This window comes from Shewanella sp. AS1 (assembly GCF_021412565.1).
Classification (GTDB): Bacteria; Pseudomonadota; Gammaproteobacteria; order Enterobacterales; family Shewanellaceae; genus Shewanella.
On record NZ_JAKCLJ010000005.1, the window covers coordinates 91,757 to 110,795 of the forward strand.

18 protein-coding genes are annotated in these 19,039 nt (G+C 49.8%); 4 read left to right on the plus strand and 14 right to left on the minus strand.

The features are described 5' to 3' along the window. Positions 1-120 precede the first annotated feature (120 nt). The 6 genes from LZP69_RS09020 to LZP69_RS09045 all read right to left on the minus strand — a co-directional run bounded on the left by LZP69_RS09020 (position 121) and on the right by LZP69_RS09045 (position 6,172). The gene (locus LZP69_RS09020) at positions 121-1,011 is read right to left on the minus strand and encodes a dienelactone hydrolase family protein (protein ID WP_234199999.1); all 891 of its coding nucleotides are present in this window, start codon (positions 1,009-1,011) and stop codon (positions 121-123) included. Between the two features lie 239 nt (positions 1,012-1,250). Next, positions 1,251-1,754, minus strand: coding sequence for an NlpC/P60 family protein (locus LZP69_RS09025; RefSeq protein WP_234200001.1), 504 nt, complete (start codon positions 1,752-1,754; stop codon positions 1,251-1,253). A 166-nt stretch (positions 1,755-1,920) separates the two neighbouring features. After that, positions 1,921-2,634 (minus strand): 23S rRNA pseudouridine(2604) synthase RluF, encoded by a 714-nt coding sequence (locus LZP69_RS09030; protein WP_234200003.1) that lies wholly within the window; start codon positions 2,632-2,634, stop codon positions 1,921-1,923. 37 nt (positions 2,635-2,671) lie between these two features. Next, the gene (locus LZP69_RS09035; protein WP_234200004.1) at positions 2,672-3,376 is read right to left on the minus strand and encodes a DUF998 domain-containing protein; all 705 of its coding nucleotides are present in this window, start codon (positions 3,374-3,376) and stop codon (positions 2,672-2,674) included. A 273-nt stretch (positions 3,377-3,649) separates the two neighbouring features. Further along, on the minus strand, positions 3,650-4,978 hold the full coding sequence (locus LZP69_RS09040; protein WP_234200005.1) for a Na+/H+ antiporter NhaC family protein: 1,329 nt from the start codon (positions 4,976-4,978) through the stop codon (positions 3,650-3,652). A gap of 219 nt (positions 4,979-5,197) precedes the next feature. Then, positions 5,198-6,172: a LysR family transcriptional regulator gene (locus LZP69_RS09045; RefSeq protein WP_234200006.1), complete on the minus strand. Its 975-nt coding sequence runs from the start codon at positions 6,170-6,172 to the stop codon at positions 5,198-5,200. 128 nt (positions 6,173-6,300) lie between these two features. On the opposite strand from LZP69_RS09045, the gene LZP69_RS09050 reads away from it, so the two are divergent. From LZP69_RS09050 to lgt, 3 genes are all read left to right on the plus strand, one after another. Further along, complete coding sequence (locus LZP69_RS09050) at positions 6,301-7,758, plus strand: NAD-dependent succinate-semialdehyde dehydrogenase (RefSeq protein WP_234200007.1); 1,458 nt, start codon at positions 6,301-6,303, stop codon at positions 7,756-7,758. Between the two features lie 34 nt (positions 7,759-7,792). Continuing rightward, positions 7,793-9,070: a 4-aminobutyrate--2-oxoglutarate transaminase gene (gabT, locus tag LZP69_RS09055; protein ID WP_234200008.1), complete on the plus strand. Its 1,278-nt coding sequence runs from the start codon at positions 7,793-7,795 to the stop codon at positions 9,068-9,070. 231 nt (positions 9,071-9,301) lie between these two features. After that, a complete protein-coding gene (lgt, locus tag LZP69_RS09060) occupies positions 9,302-10,087 on the plus strand; it encodes a prolipoprotein diacylglyceryl transferase (RefSeq protein WP_234200010.1) in 786 nt (261 codons plus the stop codon). A gap of 160 nt (positions 10,088-10,247) precedes the next feature. Here the strand turns inward: lgt and LZP69_RS09065 are convergent, their stop codons facing one another. From LZP69_RS09065 to LZP69_RS09085, 5 genes are all read right to left on the minus strand, one after another. Continuing rightward, a complete protein-coding gene (locus LZP69_RS09065; RefSeq protein WP_234200012.1) occupies positions 10,248-10,988 on the minus strand; it encodes an SIMPL domain-containing protein in 741 nt (246 codons plus the stop codon). Between the two features lie 418 nt (positions 10,989-11,406). Next, positions 11,407-11,652, minus strand: coding sequence for a hypothetical protein (locus tag LZP69_RS09070; protein WP_234200014.1), 246 nt, complete (start codon positions 11,650-11,652; stop codon positions 11,407-11,409). Between the two features lie 533 nt (positions 11,653-12,185). Beyond that, positions 12,186-13,826 (minus strand): PepSY-associated TM helix domain-containing protein, encoded by a 1,641-nt coding sequence (locus LZP69_RS09075; RefSeq protein WP_234200015.1) that lies wholly within the window; start codon positions 13,824-13,826, stop codon positions 12,186-12,188. Beyond that, complete coding sequence (locus LZP69_RS09080) at positions 13,823-14,122, minus strand: hypothetical protein (protein ID WP_234200016.1); 300 nt, start codon at positions 14,120-14,122, stop codon at positions 13,823-13,825. The genes LZP69_RS09075 and LZP69_RS09080 overlap by 4 nt, the downstream gene beginning before the upstream one ends. Positions 14,123-14,125: 3 nt before the next feature. After that, positions 14,126-14,380 (minus strand): hypothetical protein, encoded by a 255-nt coding sequence (locus LZP69_RS09085; RefSeq protein WP_234200017.1) that lies wholly within the window; start codon positions 14,378-14,380, stop codon positions 14,126-14,128. 142 nt (positions 14,381-14,522) lie between these two features. Between LZP69_RS09085 and LZP69_RS09090 the strand changes: the two genes are divergently transcribed. Beyond that, entirely contained in the window at positions 14,523-16,565 is a 2,043-nt protein-coding gene (locus tag LZP69_RS09090) for a TonB-dependent receptor (protein WP_234200018.1), read from the plus strand. A 336-nt stretch (positions 16,566-16,901) separates the two neighbouring features. Here the strand turns inward: LZP69_RS09090 and nrfD are convergent, their stop codons facing one another. The 3 genes from nrfD to LZP69_RS09105 are packed head-to-tail and all read right to left on the minus strand — an operon-like array spanning position 16,902 to position 18,998. After that, complete coding sequence (gene nrfD, locus LZP69_RS09095) at positions 16,902-17,843, minus strand: cytochrome c nitrite reductase subunit NrfD (RefSeq protein ID WP_234200019.1); 942 nt, start codon at positions 17,841-17,843, stop codon at positions 16,902-16,904. Continuing rightward, on the minus strand, positions 17,840-18,532 hold the full coding sequence (locus tag LZP69_RS09100; protein WP_234200020.1) for a 4Fe-4S dicluster domain-containing protein: 693 nt from the start codon (positions 18,530-18,532) through the stop codon (positions 17,840-17,842). The genes nrfD and LZP69_RS09100 overlap by 4 nt, the downstream gene beginning before the upstream one ends. Before the next feature lie 10 nt (positions 18,533-18,542). Continuing rightward, the gene (locus tag LZP69_RS09105; protein WP_234200021.1) at positions 18,543-18,998 is read right to left on the minus strand and encodes a cytochrome c3 family protein; all 456 of its coding nucleotides are present in this window, start codon (positions 18,996-18,998) and stop codon (positions 18,543-18,545) included. Between the last annotated feature and the right edge of the window lie 41 nt (positions 18,999-19,039).

The window sequence follows — 19,039 nt, forward strand, 5'->3', positions numbered from 1 at the left end:
GATCTTGTGACTGAGGCTTAGCCATAAATCAGCATTAAAAAGGCACTTAAGTTAACCGCTTAAGTGCCTTTTTGTTTCTTATTCCTATTTTTATGGCAGTGTTTTACGCTTTCATGGCAGCTACGCCAGCTTGTCGTTAAAGAAGGCTAAAGTACGCTGCCAGGCCAACTCGGCGTTTTTCTCATCATAACGGGCAGTCGAGTCGTTATGAAAGCCGTGCATGGCGCCCTTATACATGTGCATCTGATACTCGACACCAAGTGATTTAAGGTCTTTCTCATAGTCCGGCCAAGTGGCGTTGACCCTATTGTCCAGCTCCCCAAGCTGGATCAGCAGCGGCGCCTTGATGTTTTGTCGTAGGGCCTCACTGGCGGGTGTTCCGTAAAAGGGCACACCGGCACTCAGCAGTTGGCTGTCCACCGCCGCAAGGTAATTCACTATGTAACCCCCGAAGCAGAAACCCACGGCGCCCAGCTTGCCATTGCCGTTTTTATGGGTTTTTAGAAACCTGGCCGCCGCGACAAAGTCCTGCTGTATCTTGTCGCGATCCATTTTGCTCTGCATCGCCCGGCCTTCATCGTCATTGCCGGGATAACCTCCAAGCGGATAGAGTGCATCGGGGGCGAAGGCGATAAATCCTGCCTTGGCCAGACGGCGAGCCACATCTTTCACATAGGGATTTAAGCCGCGGTTTTCGTGGACAACCAGCACGACTGGCAGCTTACCCGTGTTATTGGTGGGCACTACCAGATAGCCCTGACCTTCACCGTGCCCCTGAGGCGAGGCAAATTTCTGGTAGCTGGCCTTGATATCGGGATCGTTAAAGGAGACCTGTTCGGCTAGGGCATAATTGGGCAGTAGGGCGCTGGTGAGCAGGGTCATCGAATACCCCAGAGCCACCAGGCTGGTAAGTTTGCCGATAAAGGTGCGGCGATCCATCATGCCATGGGCATATTCATCGTACCAATCGAAGGCCTCTCGCGGGATATGATCTGAAATAGGATGATTCATGGCATTTTCCTGTGCATTTTTTCTAGGGTGGGTTTAGGTATACAAACAAGTGGTTTGATTGGCTATTGAACTCTAGTCTAAATTTTGCACATTTTTTATTTTAAGCACCGCTTTAGGTATTTCGAGTAGAAATAAGCATGAGGAAGCATTATGGGAGTCTCACAGAGGCCTGTGATATTGAAAATAGTTGGACACTGGCCTGCAGCGGCGGCTGAAATTTGGCAAGAACCAAAGTCGAATCAGCGGCCAATCCGTCTGGCTTGCCAGAATTTATCCTTCCAATAATAATCACTCAGCCTGGAAATCATCACGCCTTTCGAGGTGGACGCATGCAAAAATTTCCCCTCTTCTAGGTAAATACCCACATGCCTTTGGGATCTTCCCGTCATAAAGAAAACCAGATCCCCGGCCTTTAACTCTTTCTTTGAAACTTTAGTGCCGACATTTTTCTGATGATCCGTCGCCCTGGGTAGCTTGATACCGAACTTATCCCTGTAAGTCACATACACAAAGCCCGAACAGTCGATCCCTTTGCTGCTCAGCCCGCCAATCTGGTATTTGGTGCCTTTCCACTGGGTATATTGTTGATACAGTGTCGATTTCACTTTGGCTGAATTCTGCAGCAGGGTTTGCTGGGACTTAGATAATGCAACCTCTTCCTTGGGAGCGGTAACAGGCACAGTGCTACAACCGGAAATAGACAGACCCAATAGCAAAATGAGGGATAGATAAGAGGCTTTCATCGCATAGTCACCTTGAGGAGTATCAATCAGACGATACTATCAAAAAAAGTGAGGTGCAGGCATATACAGGCATACACGGGTATAGAGTCGGGTGTGCTAAGCCTTAAGCTCGTAGCTCGTAGCTCGTAGCTCGTAGCTCGTAGCTCGTAGCTCGTAGGTGGTAGCTTTAAGCCTTAAGACTGGCCATCAGGTCTTGAATTTCCTGCGCCGTTAATGGCCGCATCTCACCACTGGCAAGATCGCCAAGTTGCAGGGACTGGATGGCGATACGCTTAAGGTCAATCACCCTGTAGCCAAGGGCCTGACTCATGCGGCGGATCTGGCGATTTAAGCCTTGGGTCAGGACTATCTCGAAACGGCGGTCGCTCAGTCGGCTAACCTGGCAAGGCAGAGTGGTTACCTTCTTGTAGCTAACGCCTGCGGCCATCCGGGCGAGGAAATACTCATTAAATGGCTTGTCCAGCTCGACATGATAGCGTTTGTGGTGCGCAAAGCTGGGGTGCATCAATCTTTGGGCCAGCTCGCCATCATTGGTCAGCAGCAGTAGCCCGTGGGAGTCTTTATCGAGACGCCCAACGGGATACAGGCGTGGCTGCTTAGGTAGCAGGTGAATAAGGCTGCTTGGGTCTTCTGGCCTCAGGCGACAATCTGTGCCAACGGCTTTATTGAGCAGCCAGTAAACCTTGTCGGCAATGGCCCCCAAAGCCTGGCCGTCGATACAGATAAGGCTCGCCGTTTGCTGTGTGGTTTGGTTCAGCGTGAGTTGGTCGACGTGTTTGGCTAGGGCGCCATCGAGTGTGACCCTGCCTTCGCGGATCAACCTTGCGGCTGCGCGGCGGGAGCAGTATCCAGTCTGGGCAATATAGTGGGCGATCCGCATAGGGTTTAATTGACAGCCTGTTTATCCGTCACCAGATCTATTGGTAACTGGCCGACATCTTAGTGGTGATCGCATCGTGATAGCTCTGTCTGGCGAGCTTCTTGATGCCGATCGCCAGCGTGATGCACCAGATCACCACCAGGCTGGTCTGACACCACATGACAAACGAGACAAGACAAAACCTCTGAGATTGATGAGGACAGGGATAGAAATCCAGAGTCTGCCAGTCCAGCAGAGCCGTGAGGCTTGCCGCGGCAAGGAACCCCAGCAGGCTGACCACAAACAGGGGACGGGAGCAGAGCTGCTTGTGATTGAGCCGGGCACAAAGGGTGAGAACATAGAGCAGCAGGGTCGCTATCAAAAAGCCGGTGGAAAATAGCCTGTGTTCAAACAGATAGTTAATGGGGTAGATGCCGATTAGGATGACAAACATCCCCACCAGATAACCTGACATGGCGATATATTTGCCAATCTCCGCCAGGCGCAGTTGTTGCAGCCCGTACATGGCCAGCAGGATGCATAGGCCGGCGACAATCAGTCCCATATTAAAGATATAGGCCAGGGGAGAGTCGATATAGTTACCGAGATAATCGGGTCTTTGATTAAAAACCAGCGGGCCAATTTGGGCAAATTTAGCCATAAAGGTGATCGAGATGCCTAGGGCGGAGATAAAAGCCCCAGCTAGAATGGCAATTACTACCATACGATGGAAATCGTAATTTATTGGATGTTCATTTGTCATAAGTTTGCCAGTTTATTGTTTTACAAAGAGCACGAATGGTTGGGCTCTCTTAATTTTTGGCTTTTTACTTGCGACTAAAATGTGCCAGTGAAAGCATTCCCTCTTGGCCTGTCGCAATAAAATGATATCCCTATGGTGACAGTCTATGTGAATTAGCTTAGTTTTTAAACTCCCAAATGCGTTTATCTTACAGCCGCGCAGATGAGCGACTGTAAGATACTATGAGTTTAGTAACTTGTATATCAGTGACTTTTGTATCAGTAGCTTAAGCGATTAGTGACGCTTACGGATTGTCACTATCACTACCGCAACGACGGCCAGCACTAGGCAGTACCAGGCGTGACTAACGGCTTCCAGCGGGCTGATACTGAAGGTAGAGGCGATAAGTAATGCCTGGGCACCGTAAGGGATAAGGCCCTGAATAATACAGGAGAAGATATCCAGCATACTGGCGGCGCGTTTGGGTGTTACCTGATGCTTCCCGGCAAGTTCCTTGGCAATGTCACCCGTGACCACAATAGAAACAGTGTTGTTGGCGACACAGGTGTTGGTCAGTGCAACTATACCAGCCATGCCGAGCTCGGCGGCGCGAGGAGAAGCCTCACCCTTGGCCTTGGAGAAACGCACGATCAGTTTTTCAATCTGCTTGTTTACATAGGCCAAACCACCGGCTTGCTGCATCAGTGCCGCGAGGCCACCCACCAACATAGACAGAATAAAGATCTCCTGCATATTGCTAAAACCGGCATAGATATCTTGACCAAACTTGATCACGCCATAGTCTGTGGTGAGCAGACCTGAGATACCAGCAAGTAATATACCCACAGTTAGCACCACAAATACGTTCAGCCCAGCTACCGCCAGCACTAAGATGGTCAGGTAGGGCAGTACCTTAATAAAGTCGATCTCCTGGGCGGCAATATCGGCCTGTCCCTGGGCGGCTAAGGTAAACAGCACCAGTGTGATAAGCGATGCTGGGATGGCGAAGATCAGGTTCTCTTTGAACTTGTCCTTCATTTCACAGCCTTGAGTACGGGTCGAGGCGATTGTGGTATCTGAAATGATCGACAGGTTGTCGCCAAACAGGGCGCCAGACATAACTGCACCAGCCATTAGGGCGAGATCTATCTGTGCCTGATCGGCAACCCCCAGCGCGATAGGCGCTACGGCGGCTATGGTGCCCATAGAGGTACCCATGGCGGTCGCGATAAAAGCGGCGATCACGAAGAAACCGGGCAGTAGCAGATTAGAGGGCACGAGTGACAGACCTAAGGCAACGGTTGCATCGACACCACCCGTGGCTTTGGCTACCGCGGCGAAAGCGCCCGCCAGCAGATAGATAAGACACATGGCGATGATGTTGGCATGGCCGATCCCGCCGATAAAGGTTTCGATACTCTGGTTGAGTTTCTGTTTCGAGATAAACAGCGCCAGTATGATGGCTGGCAAAATGGCTACAACACTGGGTAACTGATAGAAGGCGAAATCAACGCCCTGGCTTTGAAAGTAGAGGCCGGCACCGATAAACAGGGCCAGAAACAGAAACAGTGGTAATAGGGCAACAAAGGACGGCGTGTTGCTGGTGTCAGATGATGTTGTCAAAGTGTGTTCTCTCTTACTAAGACGTCTTGCGCCGAAGAACGTCAATTGAAATACAGGTAAATCCCCAGGGTTCCTTTGCCTCCTAGCCGGAACACTTCGCGCAAACGAAATGGATCCATTTGTGGGAATAGAGAATAGGAGATCCTAATACAAGTGTCAATTTAGACGTCTAGATGTTTTTACTTCTATTTATGCTTTTTAAATAAATTAGAGATATGTCTACTTTTGAGTCGGATTCATGGGAGATATATCCCGATTTTGCTGTGGCTCACTGAGGTTAAACACAGTTTTAAAGGCATTTACCAGCAGATCCACCTTGGCCGATTCCCGCGCCGCATGTTTAAACACCATGGAGAGATTGAACTGATAGCTGGCTTGCTCGCTGTGAATAATCTTCATCTGCCCGGCGCTGAGTTCCTGCTGGATATAGCTCAGGGGCAGGTAACCTATATAACAGCCAGACAGAATTAAGGTTTTACGAGTATCAAACTGATAGGCCTTAGCCGACAGGTTCAGGCGCTTTAATTGCTCGCGTCCCTCGGGATCGATATCGATACCTGGGTGGATAGAGGGGGTCTTGGCCAGCATTTCGGCGCTGATCTCCTCATCTTTGAGGTGAAAATAGGGATGTTCCTTACTGCAACAGAGGTAGATGGGTTCGCTGAAAATAGTGCGATAGTGCAACCCCTGGATCTGCTGGTAGCTGGGTAGCAGGCCGATATGGGCCTTATCCTGTAGCAGGGATTTTTCGATCTGGTGCAGGGCTTCACCATCTAAAATTAGATGAAGTTGGGGCTGGCGGGCATGGATATAAGCGATCACCTGTGCCAGTTTTTGCTGCAGTGTGTGTTCCAACTGATCGGCACAGAGGATCACCAGCTCGCCGATCAACTCTTCGCCTAAATTATTCACAAACATAGCGAAAGTATCGAGCGAGTCGAACAGTTCGATACAGGCGTGATACACAGATTGCCCCGCTTCGGTGAGAGCGAACCCTCCCCGGCCTCGACGGCAGAGTTTGAGCTTCATGCGACTCTCAAGATTCGCCATGTGCACACTTATGGTGGAGCGGGTCACCCCCAGCTCCGCCTCGGCGGCGGCAAAGCCACCATTCTCCACTACAGTGCGGAAAATACGCAGCAGACGCAGATCATATTCTGTGACTGTCTTGGGGATGATGGAGCTCTTACTCATGGGAAATTCTCATTAGTTTTACAGCTATAAAACTTTATGTTGATTATTTGGTATTTAACCTGAGCTGGATTTAGGATTCAATAGGCAAATAGATGCCTTAAGTCGAGCGATAGCTTGTGGGAGTGATTATGCAAGGAATACAAGATCAGGGGCTGATTAAACTCGCCTCCTATATAGATGGGCAGTGGCTGGAGAGTGATAAACACTTCGAGGTGATCAACCCGGCCAATCAGCAAGTGATCGCCAGGGTGGCAGATGCGGGCATTCAGCAGACTGAGGCGGCCATACTGGCGGCGAAAAAAGCCTTGCCTGCCTGGTCGAAAAAGTCGGCTAACGAGCGTGCCGCGCTGATGCGTAACTGGTTTAATCTGATGATGCAACATCAGGAAGATTTAGGCCGTCTGCTGACCTTAGAGCAGGGCAAGCCGTTGGCGGAGGCCAAGGGGGAGATCGCCTACGGCGCCGCCTTTATCGATTGGTTTGCTGAAGAGGGCAAGCGCATTTATGGCGATACCATTCCGGCGCCCGCCAATGACAAACGTATCTTAGTGATCAAACAGCCCGTGGGTGTTGTGGCTTCTATTACGCCCTGGAACTTCCCCAATGCGATGATCGCCCGTAAGGCGGCGGCAGCGCTGGGCGCAGGTTGCAGCTTTGTGGTGCGTCCGTCGCCATCGACTCCGCTATCTGCCTTGGCCATGGCCGAGCTGGCCGAGCGCGCCAGTATTCCGGCCGGGGTATTCAATGTGGTGGTGGGAGAAGATGCGGTGGGCATGGGCAAGGTGCTGACCCAGCATCCCGATGTGGCCAAATTTACTTTCACCGGTTCGACCGCCGTGGGCAAGCTGCTGCTCGCTCAGTGCGCTAGCAGTGTCAAGAAAGTCTCCATGGAGCTTGGCGGCAATGCCCCCTTTATCGTATTCGATGACGCCGATATCGATGCCGCCGTGCAGGGGGCGCTGCTCTCCAAATACCGCAACGCCGGTCAAACCTGTGTCTGCACTAACCGTATCTTGGTGCAAAATAAGATCGCGGCAGAATTTACCGAGAAGTTTACCGCTGCCGTGGCCAATCTCAGGGTTGGCGATGGCTTGGGGGATGGCATTAGTGTTGGGCCTATGATCTCGCCATCGGCGGTACAAAGTGTGCTTAAGTTGGTGGAGGAGACCCGGGCTCAGGGCGCGAAGGTGTTAACCGGCGGCGAGCCAAGCGCCCTGGGTGAGAGCTTCCTCGAACCTGTGATAGTCACCAATGTCACCAACGCCATGCCGCTGGCGCGCAATGAGATCTTTGGCCCTGTTACGCCCATCATCAGTTTCGACAGCGAAGAGGAGGCGATCAGGCTGGCCAATGATACCGAATATGGCTTAGCGGCCTACTTCTACGCTAGGGATATCGGACGTATCTTCCGTGTCGCCGAGGGGCTGGAATATGGCATGGTCGGTGTCAATGAGGGACTTATCTCCAATGCCGCCGCGCCTTTTGGCGGGGTGAAGCAGTCGGGCAATGGCCGCGAAGGGTCTAAATATGGGCTGGATGATTATTTAGAGATTAAGTATGTGTGTCTGGGTGGCTTAGATAAGTAGTCATCACAGTGGTGTTAACTGAGGACAGTTTAAGATGAACAACGCAGAATTACAGGCGCGCAAGGTCAAGGTCATTGCCCGCGGACAAGGCAACAGCTATCCCGTGTATGTTGAGCGGGCGAAGAATGCTGAAATCTGGGATGTGGAAGGCAAGCGCTATATCGATTTTGGTACCGGCATAGCCGTGTGCAATACCGGCCACAGTCATCCTAAGGTGGTCGAGGCGGTCAAGGCGCAGTTGGATAACTTCAGCCATACCTGCGTCATGGTTAATCCCTATGAGTCCGCGGTCGAGTTGGCGGAAAAGCTCACTCAGCTTGCCCCAGGCGCGAGCGACAAGAAGGCGATTTTCGTTACCACAGGCGCCGAGGCGGTGGAGAACTGCGTTAAGATCGCCCGCGCCTATACTGGTCGCCGCGGGGTGATCGCCTTTAACGGTGGCTTTCATGGCCGCACCAATTTGACCATGGCGCTGACGGGCAAGATAAGCCCCTACAAGCATCAGTTCGGCCCCTTTGCCGGGGATATTTTTCATGCCCCTTATCCCATTGAGTTGCATGGGATCAGTGTTAAAGACTCACTCAAGGCGATCGCCAATCTGTTTAAGGTGGATATTGCCCCCTGTGATGTGGCGGCGATTATTGTCGAGCCAGTGCAGGGCGAGGGCGGCTTCTATCTTGCGCCCCCTGAGTTTTTACGCGCCCTGCGCGAGCTGTGCGACCAGCACGGCATAGTGCTGATTATGGATGAGATCCAGACTGGCTTTGGGCGCACAGGCAAGATGTTCTGCTGTGAATATGCGGGTGTAGAGCCGGATCTTATCACTATGGCGAAAGGGATTGCCGGTGGTTTTCCGCTTTCTGCCGTGGTGGGTAAGAGTGAGATCATGGATGCGCCCCTGCCGGGCGGCCTTGGCGGCACCTATGGTGGCTCGCCTGTCGGCTGCGCGGCGGCGCTGGCCGTGTTGGATGTGATAGCAGATGAAAATCTGGTAGCGCGGGCAAATCAGATAGGCGCCTACTTTAATGAACAGCTAACAGCCCTGCAGCAGGATTATCCAAAACTGATTGCTGATGTGCGTCATCAGGGCGCTATGATTGCCATCGAGCTGATAGAAGAGGGCGATGTCGATAGGCCAAACACCGCCCTGACCCAGGCGATTATCGCCAATGCGGCCAAACATGGTTTAGTGCTCTTGGCCTGTGGTTTCTATGGCAATGTGATCCGTTTCCTACCGGCGCTGACCATTACCGATGAGGTGATGGCGGAGGGCTTACAAAAGTTTGCCGAGTTGTTTTCCGAGCAGGCTTAGCTAGTCTGATGGAGTATTAGTGAGTCTGATGGAGTAAAAGGCCGGACAAGTCAGTTTTCTCGGCCTTTTTATCTTGTTTTTGCTGCCTGCTAAATCGCTTTAATTAATGGGATTTAATTGTACAATCCCTTGAATAATCATGTTGAAGCGCGTAAAACACCCATTCGGTCACTCAATTTTTCGCGAGTCACTCGGCTGGCAGGCTTTGATTTATACAAGGGAGCAAAGCATTTGAACCACCTAGTTTGGAATATCGATCCTGTGATGATCTCCTTTATGGGATTACAGATTCATTGGTATGGCGCCCTGTTTGCGCTTGCCATCGCCAGTGGATTTCAGGTGATAAAACACATCTTTATCCGTGAAAAACTGCCGGTCGAATCTCTGGATAACCTGCTGATCTACTCAGTGGTGGGCATAGTGCTCGGGGCGCGACTGGGTCATGTGCTGTTTTACGATCCCAGTTATTATTTTTCCCATCCGCTGAAAATCTTCGCCATCTGGGAAGGGGGACTTGCCAGCCACGGCGGTACAGTCGGCGTGGTGATTGCCATGTATCTGTTTAAGCGTCAGGCGAAACTGCCTTTTCTGTTTCTGCTCGACCGGCTTGCCATTGCCACAGGGATCTTCTGTGTGTTTGTGCGCATGGCGAATTTTGCCAACTCGGAAATTGTTGGGGTGCCGACCAGCAAGCCTTGGGGGATTATCTTCGAGCGTATCGATATGCTGCCCCGTCATCCGGCGCAGCTTTATGAGGCGCTGGCCTATTTGGTTATCTTTATTACCCTCTGGCTGCTGTATCGTTATACCGAGATGAAGCGCAGGGAAGGGGCGCTGGTGGGGCTGTTCCTCACCCTGGTTTTTGGCGCCCGTTACCTGATTGAGTTTGTAAAGGTGCGTCAGGCCGAGTTTGCCCAGGACTGGAGTATCAGTGTCGGCCAGATGCTGAGTGTTCCCTTTGTGCTGATAGGGCTGACACTGCTGGTGCTGGCCTATTTAAGAAAACGTCCGAACTAAATTAGTCTGCGCTGTCGGTCTAATGAAAAAGCTCAACCTAGGTTGAGCTTTTCTATGTCTGGAACATTTATGCCCACACCCATGGATGGAAAGTGTGGGTGTTTATGTCTGGAACATTTATGCTTGTGCACCTCGCACCTCGCACCTCGCACCCCGCACTTTATTCCAACCTGTAGATCACCTCTACGCTGTCTCTGATGGTGATCTGCGCTTCCTGATAGCTGGCGCCAATATCGGCCTTGGCTGCCGCTTCCATGCGGTAGTGAACGGGAGTCGTAGGAGACTGCGGCAGATAGCGGATCTCCCACACCTGCCCTAAGGTTTCCCCAAATCCTGTGGCCAGTGACTGCGCTTTTTGTCTGGCATCCTGAATCGCCAGCTGTCGCGCCTTTTCCTGCAGTTCTTCATATCGGCTGGATTTGAAATTGATCTGCCCAATGCGATTTATCCCTTGCTCGAGGGCGAGGTCTAGAATGTCGTTGAGCCTGTCTAACTGGCGTAATTGCAGTGTCAGTTGCCTGCTGGCCTGATAGCCTATCTGGTTATTTTGGCGTGTGGTGGGATCATATAGATAGTCGGCCGAAAGATTAAGGTTCGCACTGTCGATCGCTTGTCTGTTGACACCCATTTGCTGCAATTTTTCTATCAGGTTCGCCAGGGCCTTATCGGATTCGGCTTTCGCCTGGGCACTGGTTTTGGCCTTAGTCACCACGGAAAATTTCAGTTCAGCCATATCGGCTTGAACCAGAAGTTGACTGCTGCCGATAGTTTCTAGGTGGCGAAAATCCTGAGCCTGTGAGGTTGCTTGTGATTGCGCTTGCGCCTGGACTGTGAGTAATGCGGCGCCGAAAAGGCTCACTATGATAGCGCCCCATAGACGGGGTTTTCTGTATTGGGTCATAAGTTGCTCCGTTTGCAGAGTGATAATGATAAATAAGTAGTCACGGCGCTATTAACGGCGATGGGGCGAAAAAGGGTTAAACGGTGGAGTTTTATTTGCACTAGGGCAGGTAAGGCTAATGAGCGAGTCTAATGGAAAGCCTAGATGGCTCATAAAAGAGGTGGCTGATTAGAGAGATAGCAAAAAGAAAAAGTCTGATGAATAAGCATCCTGCTATTCACCAGACGAAAAGCGCCTTTGGGGGTGCGCCTCGAGATACCACCTGTAAAGTATCTCGATGAAAAATGGTTGTCATGATTAAGGCCGCCTTATGGCATGGGCTATTGTTATTTATACTGCCCTCTAGCGCTAATCCTCACTCGCGTCCTGCGACCACTTTCTTTTATTCTTATTATGTAATGTAGGGCACAAACTTAGGTTAATGACGTCTTAACTTAAAACCGCGCATTAACAGATTCAGCTGTTGGGCTACCCTGTCGGTTTCAATTCTGAAACGGCCGGCTGACCCATTTTGTTTTTCATTTTGCCTAATGAGTTGGCTTACTATCTCATCACTAACGCCAAAGCGGCTGGCGACGTCCGATAATAAAGCGTGGTTATGTATCACCTCATCCACGATACGCTGAGCCATCTTGGGGGTGAGACTTTTACCTACATCATTCATTGCTGCGCCTCGTCATTTTATCTCTTGTTTATTACGACAAGATTAATGGGGTATTAATCTAGAGTCGTAATCCCTAAAGTTACTTAAGCTTCACATTGGCCTATGGCGAGAGCTGATTGCTCAGTTCTTTGCCTATTCCATATCCCATTGGCTAACGCCTAGGTGGGAGAAGAATTGCCATTGCTGCTGAATAAGTGAACCCATTCGTACAAGATGTTTCATGATTGACTCCTCAACTTCAGATCCATCATCAGGGTCAGTATCACTGATACCTGTTTTCTTATATGTAAGTTTTGTGCCAACTTTTCATATCTGTAATAAGTGGTTAATTCTTATTTAATTTTTATTTATCTATTCAAAAATGGAAGCCAAATATGCCTTTTTCGATTCACCAAGATGGCGCAAGCCTGCCTAAGCTTGGTGCGTTGTGGATTTAATGAACTGCGTGAGGAGTAAAAAATAACCGAGCACCTTGGCTCGGTTATTGGGCTCAATGATGTTGATTTCATCTTGAGCAGTTGTTCGTCTATTCGTTAGCGCAAGTTGGAGGAGCTAAGTTGCGCTAGGGGTGGGTGAGTTTGCCCTGATGGGATTTGCTTGGGCTGCGCAATGGCCCAGATGCTGTTGGGTTCGCCGTGATATGCGCGATGTTTCACCTTGGCAGCGAAATAGAAAAACAGGATTGCGGAAAATAACGCAAAGATCTCAATTAATAGTCCACTGAAACTGTGTGGTGCCCAAATCCCAATATTGGGCAGTAACAGTGCGAGGATTGAGGTCGCAGGGATGAGCAGGCAGCTAACGGCGGTTAGTTTCAATAAGCCTATGGCGGCAATAGCGGCACCACGGGCAAAGCTGTAAATAACTGCAACTATGAATGACAGATAATAGCAGGCCAAATAGGCATAGTTTATCTGGCCATCAAGCAGATAAATCCAGCGGCTAGCGAACATTGTGACCGCCACACCTAACAAGGAACCTAAGCATACACCCACAGTTAATGCGCCCATAAAGCGGCTAGAGCGGGTTTGCTGTGGTTGTTTCTGACGGCGTTTTTCTAACCAGAGTAAATTGCCACTATAGAACAGGAAGGCGCCTACTAATCCCATAACGAAATAGAGCCAACGGCCAAAATCACCGGCATAGTTACCAAAATGCAGGCCAAAGAAGGTAGCGACAATCGCTGGGTAGTTACCTTCATTCATCGCCGAGATGGTATTGATCTGCACATCATAGGTATAAGGATTCATGTAGATGAAATCGTTAAATGCACCACGAGTCATCGTGCCTTCTGAGGTGATAGAAATAGCCAAGCTTGGCATGGGAGAGCTGAGTCCGGAAAACTCCATCGACTTGACCTGGTAGCCGGCGGGTATGTCACTCACCTTCTCTAGATAGGTGCTGATAGGCGCTAACTGCTCAATCTTATATTCAACGGCGGATCTTGCTCTCGGTTCAAACATAGGTTTATCGCCGTAGATGGCAGTTAAACCGCCGTAGAACAGATCGTGAAACGCAAAGGCAACCACGGTTAGGGCGATGATCACATGAAACGGAAAGCTTAGTACACCGGCTAAGTTATGACTGTCTAACCAGAAACGGTTCGCGCCTTTCTTCGAGCGTAGGGCAAACAGGGTTTTTACCAGGGTTGGTAACAGGAAAATAATCCCTGAAATTAATGCGATAAAATATAGAATAGAGGCCAGACCCAGCACCAATACTCCCAGCTCTTCGTGTCCGACTTCCCCTGGAATGCCTGCAGTGCGGTGCAGCTGATCGATTAAGGTGCCTAGTTCATTTTTGCCGCTGGCTTTGGTGATCAATTCACCAGAGCCGGAGAAGCTGGCATGTATCAACTGATCATCGAGTCGGTAGCCACGTCCACCGCCTTTTTCATACCAAAGCATCGGCGAGCTTTGTTCATCGAAGTTAATGATAAAGCCTTCTCTGGCCATATCATGTTCACCGATCACCTCGGCAATCAGTTGATCATATTTTGAGGCTTCAATCTGCTGTAACTGCTCGGTCGGTGGGGTTGCCCATTGTGTTATCTGCGGCTTGAACATGGTCAGTGAGCCTGCGTAAAACGCAATAAACAGCACTAAACCGGCAATGATCCCGGTCCAAGTATGGATCGATTGATAGGTGCGAAGAATATCGGCACGAATTTTCACAGTGACCACCTTAGTAACACAAAAATTGAATAAGCAATGAGGTTGGCCGTACCTAGATAGGTAAATGCGCTGCGACCAGTTTTGAACATAAAGCTAAAGGTAATGATGGTGAGCCAGATAGGGGCGATCATCCACATGTTAAATTGCACTTTTACCGGGGCATCAATTCCACCCGGACCATACCAGGCAAAAATGCCAACTAAGGCATAGGTTAAGGTTAAACCTAATAGGGTGGCTGTAATGGATTTACGCCACCAATGGGGTTGAATTTTTTCTGATTGAGAAAGCCTACTCATGGTTCATGCTCTGTTTTTACTAAGGGTAATGAAAGGAATACAAATTAATATCGTGGTGGAAGTGAACAACCAGATAAAAATCGCCGCAGTTGTGGTTAACATTTGTAGCCAAGCCAACAATGCACCCACCAAAACACACAGTCCTAAAAGGGTGAAAACCCCCGGAAGTTTTTTGGTTATCAAGCCTTGATGTTTACTGGAAAGGTAGACAAGCACCGAACCCAGCAGAGTTAATGCAATTGCCGTCATCTGAATCATTAGGTTAATCCTTGTTAAAAAATCTAAAAGAATACTAATGTAAATGTTAATCATTATCAATTGCATTTAGTGGGGTGTTATCGTAAATTACAGCGGCCTTCACAGAATTTCGTTGTTTATTAACAGAATGTTGAGATGATCCATGAAAAACCTAACCTTTAAAAAGAAACTGCTCGTCAGCGCTATGCTATGCAGTCCAATGTTAAGTTCAGTTGCCTTAGCTGATGACGTTGAAGTGATCACAGTACTGGGTGAGAAAATTGAGCGCAGCCTTAAAGATACTGCTTCATCGGTATCGGTTATCGACAAAAGCACTTTAGATAGCGGTCAATATCGCTCTATTTCAGATGCCTTGGCTGAAGTGCCTAACGTCGTGGCATTAACAGGTTCGGCGCCGGATATTCGTGGGGTGACGGGTAATGGTGCCGCAGGTGGATTTAATTCATTCACCGGTGGTGCAAACGCGCGGGTATCGACCTTGATCGATGGTGTTGCAGAGCCCTTTATCGCAGATTTAACGGGTGATACTGGTTTATGGGACATCCAGCAAGTTGAAGTGTTCCGTGGTCCTCAGTCGACCCTGAATGGCCGTAACAGCATTGGCGGTACGGTTTACATTAAGACCATGGATCCCACCTTCGATTGGACTGGTGCGGCACGTTTAGGTTATCGAAATCAAGATAACTTTATCGACAGTGCGGTGATGTTGTCGGGTCCAATTATCGATGATCAGTTGGCGTTTCGCATCAGTGGCCAAAACGTCACCGGTAACACCTACACAGAGGAGCAAGTGTATGACACTAATCCTGACAGTTTCGATCAAAATGAGGTGCTGACTAATCGCTGGCGTGCCAAGTTCCTCTGGCAACCCGAAGGCATCGAAGATCTGAAAGTGATGTACAGCTACTCATATAACAATGAGAAGGGCAATACCGGTCGTCGTTACTTCTCTGGTGATGATCCTTGGGAATACAAGCAGATCTATAACCGTTACATGGATACCACGGCTAATAGCCATGCACTGAAATTTGATTACAAGTTAAGTGACAGCCAAAGCTTTGATTTATTAGTGTCTTACATGGACTATAAATGGGGCTTTAACGATTACACTGCCCAGGAAGCGGCGCAGCAATATGTCAACATGCATGACACCAGCTATACCCTTGACGGTAAATTTAACTTCGGTTTAGACAGTCAAATATTCAATGGCTTTATCGGCCTGATGTATTACGAGCGTAGCCAGGATTTCGATAGCACTGGCGGCACGGTTTATGAGGGGGATGACAGCAGCGAATCTAAGTCTATCTACGGTGAAGTTAACTATAGCCTGAGCGATGATTGGCGCATTACTGTCGGTGGTCGTCTAATGAATGAGCAGCAAAAGCGTAACTTCCAGATGTTACGTGGCGCCGCTTTGATTAATGAAGATCTTGATAAAGATAACGACGTGTTCCTACCTAAGCTGGTGGTGCAGTATGCCGTTGCTGAGTCAACGACGCTTTTGGCCAGTGCCCGTAAAGGTTACAACGCGGGTGGCGGAGCGTTGGAGTTTGTGACCAACAGTTATTACTACTACGACGAAGAGTCTGTGTATACCTATGAGCTGGCGTCACGCAGCAGTTTCGATAATGGCAATATTACCCTCAATGCCAACCTCTTCTATAACGATTATGATGGTTATCAAGCGTCAAACAGCTCGCGAATGATCACTAACATCGATAAGTCGGTCACTATGGGGCTTGAAGCGGAATTTACTGCCATGTTAACCGATAGTGTGCAGTTGTTCTCTGGCATTGGTTTGCTCGATAGCGAGATCAAAGAAGCCGATCCTGCCTATGGTGACATCATAGGTAACGCGTTGAACTCAACGCCGAACTTCACCGGTAACTTGGGCCTGAAATATTGGATCACCGATGAGCTGACTTTTGGTCTGTCAGGCCATTATGTGGGTGAATATTATGGTGATATCGCCAATACCGATGAGCGTATTGCCGGCGATTACACCACCACACGTTTGAATGTGGATTATCAAACCGATCATTGGCGTGTTAGTGGCTTCGTTAATAACCTGTTTGACGAAAAAGCGGTCACAGTGAAAGAGCCAGCAGGACGTGCTTACGCTGACGGTTATGCGGCGATCATAGATCCGATCAACTTTGGTATATCAGTGACTTATAGTTTCTAAGTGCAGTCTGATTTAATGCAAAAGCGCCGCTAATTTTAGCGGCGCTTTTTTTGTGGTTCTTTCGCGGCGAAACCTATTTCTGTATTGCTGAGGAATCATCGTCTACATCTGCATCTACATCAGTATCTTGCCAGAATGCATAGTTATGTTTACCGCGCTTTTTTACTTGATACATAGCGCTGTCAGCATATTCACAGCAACTGGCAAAGTCTTCATTCACAGCAAAACAATAGATGCCAATATCACAACCGTCATGCGGGCTAGACATAGGTCTGATGGTGCTACAAGGATATCTTTTTACTGCATTGCAGCCGAAGATACCCCTGCACGATTAGGTTATACCCCTGTCATCTGCCCTGTGTAGAGGATAAAGTTACGCAGCAGAAACACCCCGATCAGGCTAAAGCTGGCGGTGACGGCCACATAGGTAAACTTGCGGTCAGCAGAGACCTTCATCCACAGGTTAAAGGCCAGTGGCAGCGTCAGGCCGATACCGATCACTCCGGCCCAGAAGATCCAGCCCCAGAATCCTTCGCCAATGGCATTCAATGCGGCTACCTGACTCTGCCCTCCTGAGAGAATAAGTCCGGCGAAGAAGGTAAACAGCAGGCCTATCTCGACTAAGATCAACGGGATCTCTATGCCGTGAATAAAACGGACTTCGACGCCGTTGGGATTGCCCCTGAGCAGTACGCCCCCCAGCAGGGTGGCCGCCGCGCCGGAGGAGAGACCGGAAACCAGAAACAGCAGTGGCAGTACAGGGTTATTCAGCAGTGGGAAGCCGATCAATGCCGACAACAGGAATCCGGTATAGGCCCCGAGGGAGATGGCGAGGATCACTAAGACCCCAGTGATCGCCGCTTCCTGTCTGACTAAATAGTCCAGCAGGCATTTCACTATTGGCCATCTATCTTGCAGCAGACGGCTAATGGCGCGCTCGAACACACAGGCAATCCAGGCAAACAGCACCACTTGATAGGCCATCAGTACCAGTACCCCCATGGACATCACTGAGCTGGTGTTGTAGAAGACCAGGATCTTCCAGAAATCCAGTGGCCGGGTGAGATCTAAGACTAAGATCCCCAGCCCGCCGAATACCGCGATGGGCGCGATAATTGCTGCCGCCTGCACGAAGGGCGAATGCCAGGCATCAAAGGTGAGCTTAAAGTGCTTTAGCATGATGGCAAAAAACACGGCACCTGCGGATAATCCGGCGAGAAACAGATAGATGGCGATAGGCCAATGCCATACCAGGCCTTCAAAATGAAAAGCACTCATAGCTTGATCTCCCCTTCTATGGTTTGAATATGAAACAGCTTAGGTCGGGTTCCCAGATCCACTTTGGCGCGGTAACTGGGTTTCTGTTTCAGCAGTTTCACTAAGTCCGATTCGGGATCTTTGAGGTTGCCAAAGGTCAGTGCCTGGGTTGGACAGGCCTCAACACAGGCGGGTTGCAATCCCTGTTTTAACTGAGTCTGCTGGCAGAAATCACACTTGTCAGCGGTGCGACTTTCAGGATTGATAAAGCGCACCTGATAAGGACAGGCGGCAATACAGTACTGGCAGCCGACACAGCGATCTGCGTTGACCGCCACTATGCCTGTCTGTTTATCTATGTAGGCGGCGCCCGTTGGGCACACCTTGACGCAGGGCGCGGCTTCACAGTGCTGACAGGAGAGGCGGCTAAAGTGATAACTCTGATGGGGGTACTCACCAAAAGGCCCGGTGCGCTCAATCTTCAGGCGGGTAACGCCCTCGGGCACATGGTTGACTTCGCGGCAGGCATGAACGCAGGCCTCACAGCCGATACAGCGATTCTCATCATGTACCATGGCATATTTTATTTCTGGGCTTTCTCCCTCTTCATTGGGGGATTCGGCCAGGGGCGCACGGGTGACAGAGTAAACGGAGGCACCAGCCAGCAGAGCGCCGCAACCTTTTATAAATTGTCGTTTTGAGCGTTCCATGATTGGCCTCCTATTGCGTTAACTGATGGCAACTGACACATAACTGACTGCGCTGTTTGTCGTCCATTGACAAGATAGGATCTTGCTCTGGATGCAGCTGGTGACACTGGCCGCAGCCTAATTGACTGGCGTGGACATTATGGGTCCATTCGGCCTCGGCTAAGGCCTGATGATCATGACATGTGAGGCACACAGCTACGCGCTGCGTCACTGTCATTTGGCTATCGGCGCCAAAGGTGTTAATGCTTGATTCTTTCTTTGGATGTGTGCCTTGCTCACCATGACAATCCTGACATAAGATCCCCAGAGCTTGATTGCCGTGTATGCCGACCAGTTGGCCATTGCGCTTATGGCATTTAATGCAGTTCGTTCCTGGCTCGGCCATCAGACTCGGGGCTAAGCTGCATAGCATGAGTGTGACTGTGAAAAAGATCAGCGACGAGAAAAAATGCTTACTTGGGTACATACCGCATCCTTACATCCTTAAGGGAGATGATCGCTATGTTA

Bases quoted from the DNA above. Each gene is read 5' to 3' on its own strand.
- LZP69_RS09020 (WP_234199999.1), bottom strand. From the start codon at position 1,011: ATGAATCATCCTATTTCAGATCATATCCCGCGAGAGGCCTTCGATTGG.
- LZP69_RS09025 (WP_234200001.1), bottom strand. From the start codon at position 1,754: ATGAAAGCCTCTTATCTATCCCTCATTTTGCTATTGGGTCTGTCTATT.
- LZP69_RS09030 (WP_234200003.1), bottom strand. From the start codon at position 2,634: ATGCGGATCGCCCACTATATTGCCCAGACTGGATACTGCTCCCGCCGC.
- LZP69_RS09035 (WP_234200004.1), bottom strand. From the start codon at position 3,376: ATGACAAATGAACATCCAATAAATTACGATTTCCATCGTATGGTAGTA.
- LZP69_RS09045 (WP_234200006.1), bottom strand. From the start codon at position 6,172: ATGAGTAAGAGCTCCATCATCCCCAAGACAGTCACAGAATATGATCTG.
- LZP69_RS09050 (WP_234200007.1), top strand. From the start codon at position 6,301: ATGCAAGGAATACAAGATCAGGGGCTGATTAAACTCGCCTCCTATATA.
- gabT (WP_234200008.1), top strand. From the start codon at position 7,793: ATGAACAACGCAGAATTACAGGCGCGCAAGGTCAAGGTCATTGCCCGC.
- LZP69_RS09065 (WP_234200012.1), bottom strand. From the start codon at position 10,988: ATGACCCAATACAGAAAACCCCGTCTATGGGGCGCTATCATAGTGAGC.
- LZP69_RS09070 (WP_234200014.1), bottom strand. From the start codon at position 11,652: ATGAATGATGTAGGTAAAAGTCTCACCCCCAAGATGGCTCAGCGTATC.
- LZP69_RS09080 (WP_234200016.1), bottom strand. From the start codon at position 14,122: ATGAGTAGGCTTTCTCAATCAGAAAAAATTCAACCCCATTGGTGGCGT.
- LZP69_RS09085 (WP_234200017.1), bottom strand. From the start codon at position 14,380: ATGATTCAGATGACGGCAATTGCATTAACTCTGCTGGGTTCGGTGCTT.
- LZP69_RS09090 (WP_234200018.1), top strand. From the start codon at position 14,523: ATGAAAAACCTAACCTTTAAAAAGAAACTGCTCGTCAGCGCTATGCTA.
- nrfD (WP_234200019.1), bottom strand. From the start codon at position 17,843: ATGAGTGCTTTTCATTTTGAAGGCCTGGTATGGCATTGGCCTATCGCC.
- LZP69_RS09100 (WP_234200020.1), bottom strand. From the start codon at position 18,532: ATGGAACGCTCAAAACGACAATTTATAAAAGGTTGCGGCGCTCTGCTG.
- LZP69_RS09105 (WP_234200021.1), bottom strand. From the start codon at position 18,998: ATGTACCCAAGTAAGCATTTTTTCTCGTCGCTGATCTTTTTCACAGTC.